Genomic DNA, 7,178 nt, shown 5'->3' on the forward strand with positions numbered 1-7,178 from the left:
TTTGGAATGCTGGAGTCGTCGACGCATAGAGTCGACCCATAAGTGCGCGCAGAGACGCTTAGCGTATATCTGTGCCCGTTCTATGTCCTGACCCCAAATTGGCCCGTCTCCGTCCCAGACCGCGATCGGGGTGCAAACAAAGGCAGCGGCGGCGGCAAGAATGGTGGCGGGCATGATCTCTTCTTCTATCATACTGCGATGACAGTTGAAGATTCCTGAAGGCTGGGAGGCGTGTATTTGTAACCTGTATCGCATGACCAAGAGCTCGGCCGAGGTCGCTGGGTTGTTCAACGCCGCGCCCGCTGCAGCGAGCAACGCGCCGGGAGAGATCTATCCAGGGTATCCCGGGTTGGTCGTGGCCAACGGATCGATCCGATCGATGGTGTGGGGCTTTCCGCTGTCGCTGAAGAGCAAGAAGTCGGGCCAGCCTCTAAAGCCGAAACCGGTCAACAACGCCCGCACCGACAAGCTGAGCCAGTTCTTCTGGCGGGACAGCTTCGAGAAGCGACGTTGCCTCATCCCCCTTACCGCGTGGGCGGAGGCCGAGGGTCCCCGAGGATCCATGACGCGCACCTGGCTGTCGCTGCCGGACGCGGAGTTGTTCGCCGTCGCCGGCGTATGGCGGTCTTCGGATGAATGGGGTGATTGCTATTCGATGGTGATGAAGGATGGCACTGGTGCCGCGGCCGAAGTCCATTCCCGGATGCCGGTTATTTTGCGAGGCGACCAATATCCGATATGGGAACACGGCTCAGCCGCTGAAGCGTTGACCCTATGCGAGCTGCCATACCAGAGAGATATCAAAGTCGATCGAACGACGGTGCCCTGGGTGCGGACGGGCCGCTAGAATGCACTACTGTCCGGAAGCGAGCTTGGATGCCATGCGCTGGATGGTTCGATAGACTGTTGGGCGCGAAACCGAGAATAACTCGCTCAGCTCACTGATCGAGTGCTCGCCTCCTTCATGCAGCTGGTGCAGATGGCGCTGCTGGCGGTCGGTCAGCTTGGGGGGCTTGCCCTTCAACTTTCCCTTCGCCTTGGCGACCTTCATACCTTCCCGCGTCCTCATCCGGATCAGGTCAGCTTCGAATTCAGCGAAGGTGGCGAGGATGTTGAAGAACATCTTGCCCATAGGATCGCTCGGGTCGTGGATCTGTCGGCCGAGGGCGAGGGCAACACCGCGCTTCTCGAGCTCCTCGGCGATCGCCCGCGCATCGGGGACCGATCGGGCTAGGCGGTCGAGCTTCGGTGCGACCAAGGTATCGCCGGCACGGACGGCGGCGAGTGCCTGCGCAAGCCCTGGCCGATCGCGCGAAGTGCCGGTGAGGCCGTGATCGGTATAGATCCGGTCGGCCGACACACCGAGCTCGGCGAGAGCATGGCGTTGGGCCGTCAAATCCTGCTTGTCGGTTGAACACCGTGCGTATCCGATCAAAGTCCCGGTCATCTGTAACGCTTAGCGCCCCATCAATGAGAATCTAGTCGTACTACCTTAATGAGACGGACTGGTCGACCCCGATTTTGGAGGACGAAAGCCAAATTCTATTGATTGGCGATCGGGCCAAATTTTGTGTCCGTTGAGCGACCCCCTATCGTACAACCAAATTTCTTATGGCGTTGCGTCCTATCTGATTGTGTGCCACTTTTTAAACCGTGGCATATTTGGTCTAAGGTTCAACGTGTGATGACGGCTATTGATCTGAAGGTGGCTGCCAATGGGCGAATGGTTCTTCCGAAGTCCGTGCGCGAAGCAATGGGCTTGTCGGGCGATACGAAGGTGACCGCGATCGTAGAAGCGGGTGGCGTCCGACTTGTGCCCATCGGCCATCGTGTGATGCGCGCACGCGAGCTGTACCTGCAGGCGGTCAAGTCGCCGCGCACCACCGAAGACTTCCTACGCGACAGGCGTGAAGAGGCCGGGCACGACGAAGCGAGCATTAGCGATCCTGCCCCACGAGCGAGGTGGTGCTGGATGCATCGGCCGTGCTGGCGCTTCTGCGTGACGAGCCGGGGGCGGACATCGTTGCCGGCCACATGCCCAGAAGCGGACCAGCCGCAAACGACCCGTTGCAGACATTCGGCGGCATCCTTGTTAGCGGGCAAGCTCAGCGGCCTTGCAGTTTCATATTGAGGAATCAGCCCACCTGATGACAAATGTTCTTGTCCTCTATGGCCTGCCGCACTCGCTCTATACCGGCAAGGTTCGCAGTTACTTGCGCAAGCAGGGCATCGGCTACCGTGAGAGACCGCCCAGCGACCCCCATTTCGCGCAAGTAGTGGTGCCGAGAATCGGGCGGGGCATCATCCCGGTCGTGGAGCTTGCCGATGGTAGCGTCGTGCAAGATACCGTCGACATCATCGATCACTTCGAACGCGCCGGTGTGCGCTATTCTGCCTATCCGAAGACGCCGCGCCAACTCGCAGTCGCGCACCTGTTCGAACTCTATTCGGTGCTTGGCCTGACGCGACATGCCATGCACTACCGCTGGTCCTACCTCGATAGACAGAAAGCTTTTCTGCAAGATGCTTTCGGGGTCGGCGGCAATGCCGAGCGCACCGCCTCGGTGATGGCGCGGATGAACAGCTATCTGCCAATGCTGGGCGTGTCGGACGAGACAATCCCGGCAATCGAGGAAAGCTATCGCCAGCTACTTCAAGGGCTCGACGCACATTTCACACAGCATCCCTATCTGGTTGGCACCCAGCCTTCGATCGGCGACTATTCGCTTTTTGGCCCGTTGTTCGCTCATCTTGGGCGCGATCCGGTTCCGCTCGCAATCATGCAGCGCGACGCGCCCAAAGTTCATCGCTGGGTCGAACGCATGCATGCGCCCGATCTCGACCTTGTGGAATATAACCTAGAGGGCGAACATGGTTTTGCTGCCGGTGATGAGATCCCGGCGTCGCTAAGTCCGGTGCTAGATCAGATCGCTGTCGAACTGCTGCCCGGCCTGACCGATAGGCTGAAGTTTCTGCGCGCTTACGTCGCCAGCGGCGCCGCCAAACCTGGCCAGCCCGTCACCTCCAAACCGCATCAGCGGATCGTCGGCGAAGTGGAAACGTCATTCCGCGGCATCCCCTATACGGGAGGGGTACAGCCCTACACTTTCCTTCTTTGGCAACGATTGCAGGACGCGGCAGCAGATAGCGAATCCGTACGAGACCTATTTGCCGCGCGTTCCCTCTCAGCCCTTCTCGAGGAGAAGCTGCCCATCAGGATCAGGCGCGCCGACAATATCGAAGTGTGGGACGAACGGAGCGACTGACTGCCCCAACTACTCATTTAAGGAAACCGCTACTCATGGCCGCTTTCCACCCAGTTGCGGACATTCGCCTGGGCAGAATTCCTTACCGCAAGCTGCCGTCAATTAGGCTCATCCTGATCGAATTCGCTGGCATCCGAGCTCGAGTAGACTTCCTTGGCGGCTTGCATCCCGTTCAACGCTGCTGGAAATCCGGCATACACGCTCATCTGGATGATAATTTCCTCGATCTCGCTCTTCGTAAGACCGACATTGAGTCCGGCTTGGATGTGGACCTTCAACTGGGGCTGTGCCGTGCCCATCGCCGTAAGGGCTGCGATCGTCGCGATCTCTCGTTCGCGGAGGCCAAGACCGGGCCGTGCGTAGATATCGGCGAACGGGTATTCGATGGTGTAGCGGGCAAGATCCGGCGATATGTCCTTTAAGCTTTCAACCACCTTCTCTCCGGCTTCACCGTCGATTCTGCGAAGATTCTCGAGGCCTCTTTCGAACCTGTCAGTCATGACCATTCCTTCATTAAGCGAGTTGCCAGCGAATGCATCGCTGGAGCAAGCAGCAGACTGATGAGGGGAACAAGGATTGCCGTCAGAATGAGTGTCTGAAATCCAAGCGCCATATCGCTCGCGATGAACCCCAGCAGCTTGAGCATCCCGGTCACAAGCGGCCATACGACGAGCCAGACGAGCATGGTCCGCAATATAACGATCCGGAATGTCATTTGTCGGCTGCTGGATCGGGACGATGAAGGATGGCGAAGTATCCCGGCAGAACCTCGTCGAGCTTGGCTTTCCCCGAGAGAGTAAGGGTCACGTTCCGGGAGCGAGCATCTTCTGAGTTTTCCGAAATCGCGATCAGGCCAGCCCGTTCCAAGCCCTGCAAGGTGCGCGTGACGACGGGCCGCGATACGTCCAGCCTTTCGGCAATTTCACTTGCAGCGAGGCAGTTTCGCTCGGGTTCGCGGTCGATAAGGATCATCATCAAAAAGCGAAGCTGCGAGAGGTCATGGCGCGCGAAGTATGCTTCCAGCTCGCGGATCAGCAGGCTCGCGCGTCGCATCAACCGAAGCGCGTCGAGCACTCTGTCGACATCGACATCGGCGAATTGGTCGGCATAACCGTCGACCATTTGTCGGCTGGGAAGTTCTTTAAGAAAGAACATCAGCCTTACCGAACCGGACGGAGATGAAGGATTTGCGGCTCTTCTGCCAGCCAGTCCCGGTAGGCTTCAAAGACGGCCCGGGTGTATGGTTGATCGTGGTGCGATGCCAGTGCGGCCTCGTCTCGCCATTCCTCATAGAGATACAGTGTTCCGTCCTGTGCATTTTCGCTGAGACGAAACTCCATGCAGCCGGGTTCGGCGCGCGTCTGTTCGATGATCTCGCAGATGGCCTCGCGCGCCTTGTTGTAGTGCGTTGGATGTGGCGCGATCCGTGCGATGATGTTCAACTGATGGATCATGACATTCCTTTAGTTATCATGCTAACTATATAATTCAGGGTGATGGCTGGTCAAGTCCAGAACTTCCTGAAAGCAGACCGTCCGCTAACCACCCAGTTTCAGTCGAAACGGAAGCCTGGGCTTGATCCCAAAAGCGGTCTTGCAGCTTTGCCATGCTTCTGAAAAATTTCTGCCATTCAGGAAGCGACCCCATTGCGGACATTCATCCTGATCGGCATTCTGGGCATGAGCATGTGAAGTTCGGGGAATGTGACCAGTGAGCGAGCTCATCGAATACTGGCCCGGCGCGCTCATCATGTTTGGGCTCTTCTTTGGGCCGCTCATCGCGATCAAAAAGGCCCGAACCGATGCAGCAACGGCTACAATCGTCTGCGCCATAACCTGCGCCCTGTTCCTGGGGCTTTTCATACTCGGGGCCGGTCTGCAATCGCCCTTGGGATACTGGCCCTCGGGATTTTTTCTGGACGCCATCAAGATCGCTGCAACATTCGGGGGCGCGCTTGGACTTTGGATCCTGTTCGTGGTGCGACCGAGATCGTCTAATCGCTGAACGTCGGCCAAACCCGATGCGACCGAGCTGCGAGCGCTGGATAATTTGCTTTCCACCCCAGCTCGTGACCTAGCTGCCAAGTGCGAGGCGACCCAGAAGCGGACCAGCCCCTAACGACCCCATTGCGGCCGTTCCCGAAAACCAGCATAAATCCCTGATGATTATTGCCCATGCCTCTGGCCTCATCATTCTTCGATAACACGAAAACAGGCAACGCCAGTTAGAAGTTTCCTCTGTCCCAGCAATGTGTAGAGTTCATTAGATACAGCGATAGCCGACGTGATTAACTCGTCTGGAACCCACAAATGGGAGCCCCCTATTGCTGATCTTTTCATGACAATATTGCGCGTCTCTGCCAGAGTCTTTAGTCCCAGCATCTTGCGCCCATGTTTGTATTCTTTCGACGGGACATCGGTTTTCTGCCAATCGACGGCATCGGATATTGCCCGGCGAACGTTGATGGCATAATATGAAACCTCAAAGGGTGCCCCGTCGGAGCGAAGCACCTCTACCGCCCTGAATTCGTGAAGCCCGGGCTCCAGGCCATCAATGCAATCACGGAATGGCTGGCTAACCCCCCAGAAGGAGCAGAACCCAACCCAATCGGGAAGCGATTTTCGTGGCGTTTTCAGTCGTGCGCGTTTCGGCCAAAACTGATCGTCGATATCGATGGCCGCGCGGGTGGGACGAGCCGAAACATGAGCAAGACCGCGCTGTTCCAGAAGTTCGTAAGGTATCATTATTTCGGAGCATGATGGCTCCATGTCGAACTTGACGGTCGCTACCGTCGTGTTCTCACGCTCAAGAAGCCAGGCCATTTACTGCGTTCTCTCATTGGCCCGCATGGGGCGTTCTCGCTCCATAAGTTGACTCCGACTTGCGTTCCAGTCGCCACGACGATGGACAGAACGAGCGTTGTCGTGAATGTCAGCTTTCCACCCAATTTCGGTCGATCACGCCATTCTAACGCCGCCTCAAAGCGGCCGACCGAATAGGTCGGTCGACCGCTTGCTGTGTCAGATTTCGGTGCGCTCCGCCAACAGTAAGGCATCCTCGAGGTCGACACCAAGGTACCGAACCGTGTTTTCGATCTTGGTGTGGCCGAGCAGAATTTGGATAGCTCGGATATTGCCGGTGGCACGGTAGATCATCGCAGCTTTCGTTCGCCGCAGCGAGTGAGTGCCGTACTCAGCCTTACGCAAACCGATGGCGGTCACCCACTCATCGACGAGGCGGGCATACTGGCGTGTGCTCATATGGCCATGGAGATCGACGCGGCTCGGAAATAGATAATCGTGAGCCGAACCGCCGCGTCGCTCTAGCCAGGCGATCAGAGTCGCGCGAACATCCGCTGTCAGTTCGAATTGGACGGGACGGTTGGTCTTTTGCTGGATGACAATGGCGCGATTGCGAATGTCCGCGCCAGCAACGACATCGCCAATCTTGACCTTGACGAGATCACAGCCACGCAGTTTGCTGTCGATCGCGAGATCGAAGAGAGCCTTGTCCCGGAGACGGCCTTCGCGATCTAGGTGGAAGCGTATCGCCCAGATTTGCTTCTGCGTCAGAGGTCGCTTGGTGCCAACGGTCTTGCCGGCGTTCCAGGCTGCACGGGCTTGTATTGCGGGGTCAAATCGAGAGTATCCCATGGTTCATCTCCTCGGCCGTCATTGGCCAAGCGGGGAACGCTGAAAGAGGAGGCTTTTGGGCCGGAAGCGGAACGTCGGCTTACGGACGCATCGGCGTGGTAAGCGGACCAAGGCGCAAGGTGTCACAACCGTTCGGTTGTGACCCTGCTGCTCAGCTGCCCGTAGTTAGCGTCCGCGCTCGTGGTGTAATTTCTGGTGTAGATTGAGGTGATCGCGCGGGGTGGGGCATGCCCCACCCCGCGCGATTTCGATCTCGGTG

At 57.8% G+C, this 7,178-nt stretch carries 11 protein-coding genes; 4 read left to right on the plus strand and 7 right to left on the minus strand.

Features of this window, described 5'->3' with window-relative positions; genetic code table 11:
• Nucleotides 1–235: 235 nt before the first annotated feature.
• Nucleotides 236–847 carry an SOS response-associated peptidase gene (locus tag C7451_RS19285; RefSeq protein WP_066114288.1) on the plus strand — a complete coding sequence of 204 codons (612 nt, stop codon included), beginning with the start codon at nt 236–238 and terminating at the stop codon, nt 845–847.
• Between the two features lie 6 nt (nt 848–853).
• Here C7451_RS19285 and C7451_RS19290 read toward each other — a convergent pair whose 3' ends face one another.
• Nucleotides 854–1,447: a recombinase family protein gene (locus tag C7451_RS19290; RefSeq protein WP_053556549.1), complete on the minus strand. Its 594-nt coding sequence runs from the start codon at nt 1,445–1,447 to the stop codon at nt 854–856.
• 237 nt (nt 1,448–1,684) lie between these two features.
• Between C7451_RS19290 and C7451_RS20540 the strand changes: the two genes are divergently transcribed.
• Nucleotides 1,685–2,131, plus strand: a complete 447-nt coding sequence (locus C7451_RS20540; RefSeq protein WP_419470498.1) for an AbrB/MazE/SpoVT family DNA-binding domain-containing protein — start codon at nt 1,685–1,687, stop codon at nt 2,129–2,131.
• 16 nt (nt 2,132–2,147) lie between these two features.
• Nucleotides 2,148–3,266, plus strand: coding sequence for a glutathione S-transferase family protein (locus C7451_RS19305; RefSeq protein ID WP_062342978.1), 1,119 nt, complete (start codon nt 2,148–2,150; stop codon nt 3,264–3,266).
• Between the two features lie 98 nt (nt 3,267–3,364).
• On the opposite strand, the gene C7451_RS19310 is transcribed toward C7451_RS19305, so the two are convergent.
• Genes C7451_RS19310 through C7451_RS19325 form a run of 4 tightly spaced genes read right to left on the minus strand, consistent with a single transcriptional unit; the run spans nt 3,365 to nt 4,720 of the window.
• Complete coding sequence (locus C7451_RS19310; RefSeq protein ID WP_081096823.1) at nt 3,365–3,766, minus strand: carboxymuconolactone decarboxylase family protein; 402 nt, start codon at nt 3,764–3,766, stop codon at nt 3,365–3,367.
• A complete protein-coding gene (locus tag C7451_RS19315; RefSeq protein ID WP_066119272.1) occupies nt 3,763–3,981 on the minus strand; it encodes a putative antibiotic biosynthesis monooxygenase in 219 nt (72 codons plus the stop codon). Before C7451_RS19315 ends, C7451_RS19310 begins: the two co-directional genes overlap by 4 nt.
• Nucleotides 3,978–4,421 carry a MarR family winged helix-turn-helix transcriptional regulator gene (locus tag C7451_RS19320; protein WP_062342972.1) on the minus strand — a complete coding sequence of 148 codons (444 nt, stop codon included), beginning with the start codon at nt 4,419–4,421 and terminating at the stop codon, nt 3,978–3,980. Before C7451_RS19320 ends, C7451_RS19315 begins: the two co-directional genes overlap by 4 nt.
• A gap of 5 nt (nt 4,422–4,426) precedes the next feature.
• A complete protein-coding gene (locus tag C7451_RS19325; RefSeq protein ID WP_062342971.1) occupies nt 4,427–4,720 on the minus strand; it encodes a putative quinol monooxygenase in 294 nt (97 codons plus the stop codon).
• 256 nt (nt 4,721–4,976) lie between these two features.
• On the opposite strand from C7451_RS19325, the gene C7451_RS19330 reads away from it, so the two are divergent.
• Nucleotides 4,977–5,270 (plus strand): hypothetical protein, encoded by a 294-nt coding sequence (locus C7451_RS19330; protein WP_067403134.1) that lies wholly within the window; start codon nt 4,977–4,979, stop codon nt 5,268–5,270.
• 185 nt (nt 5,271–5,455) lie between these two features.
• Here C7451_RS19330 and C7451_RS19335 read toward each other — a convergent pair whose 3' ends face one another.
• Together C7451_RS19335 and C7451_RS19340 are read right to left on the minus strand one after the other, a co-directional pair.
• Nucleotides 5,456–6,088: an imm11 family protein gene (locus tag C7451_RS19335; protein ID WP_067399893.1), complete on the minus strand. Its 633-nt coding sequence runs from the start codon at nt 6,086–6,088 to the stop codon at nt 5,456–5,458.
• A 198-nt stretch (nt 6,089–6,286) separates the two neighbouring features.
• Nucleotides 6,287–6,919, minus strand: a complete 633-nt coding sequence (locus C7451_RS19340; protein ID WP_053556534.1) for a tyrosine-type recombinase/integrase — start codon at nt 6,917–6,919, stop codon at nt 6,287–6,289.
• Between the last annotated feature and the right edge of the window lie 259 nt (nt 6,920–7,178).

Origin of the sequence: Blastomonas natatoria, from assembly GCF_003201955.1 — a bacterium.
Taxonomy (GTDB): domain Bacteria; phylum Pseudomonadota; class Alphaproteobacteria; order Sphingomonadales; family Sphingomonadaceae; genus Blastomonas; species Blastomonas natatoria.